Consider the following 866-nt stretch of genomic DNA (forward strand, 5'->3'; position numbering starts at 1 on the left):
TGACCAACAAGGAGATCGCCCGCCGCATGCATTTGAGCGCGCGGACGGTCGAAGGCTACCGCGCCGGCATCCTGAAGAAAGCCGGCGCGAAGAACGTGACCGATCTGCTGCCCGGTTGCGAGCCGCTGACGGCGCGCGAAGTCGACGTGCTCGAGCACCTTGCCGCCGGACTGACCAACAAGGAGATCGCCCGCCGCATGCATTTGAGCGCGCGGACGGTCGAAGGCTACCGCGCCGGCATCCTGAAGAAAGCCGGCGCGAAGAACGTGACCGATCTGCTGCGGCGCATCTTCGGCCAGGGCTCGCCAACCCAGGCGTGAGGACTGCCGCGGCAATGTCATACGTTCCGCGGCCATGGTGACGCCGCAGCGGCGCCCCACGGAAACCCCAATCGAACCAGTTCCTTCCCTGCCGCGTCCAACCATGTTGGCGAGGCATTTGATCGCGTGCGTCCGGCTGGCGGCGCGGCGATACCGGCAGGAGGGACTTTATGCGCATCACCGCACGATGTTTGGCGACAACGAGCCTGGTTCTGGTGACCATGGCGACGGCATCGCCGTCATGGGCAGCCGAATTGGACACCAATTCGGCGATCGACACCGTCACCGTCTATCCCGATGGCGCCACCGTCACCCGCATCATCACCGTCGACCTGCCATCCGGGGACTCGACGCTGGTCGCGAAGGACTTTCCTCTGGCCCTCGATACGTCCTCCATCCGGGTCGAGGGTGAAGGCGGAGCCAAACTCACCATCGGCACGATCGATGCGCGGTCGCCGCGCGCGGCGCCGGTCAACCTGCCCGAGCTGGAAAAGCGGCTCGAAGCCCTGAGCGACCAGCGCGCCGACCTGCAAGGCGCGATCGACT

2 protein-coding genes are annotated in these 866 nt (G+C 66.1%); both read left to right on the top strand.

Annotation, left to right across the window (positions count from 1 at the left end):
• The coding region (locus MOV75_RS39975; RefSeq protein ID WP_247008350.1) for a LuxR C-terminal-related transcriptional regulator at nucleotides 1-320 on the top strand (320 nt) is incomplete at its 5' end.
• Nucleotides 321-490: 170 nt separating this feature from the next.
• On the top strand, nucleotides 491-866 hold a 376-nt coding region (locus MOV75_RS39980), incomplete at its 3' end, for a DUF4140 domain-containing protein (RefSeq protein ID WP_247008351.1).

The sequence above is a fragment of the Bradyrhizobium sp. PRIMUS42 genome (assembly GCF_023006515.1).
Taxonomy (GTDB): domain Bacteria; phylum Pseudomonadota; class Alphaproteobacteria; order Rhizobiales; family Xanthobacteraceae; genus Bradyrhizobium.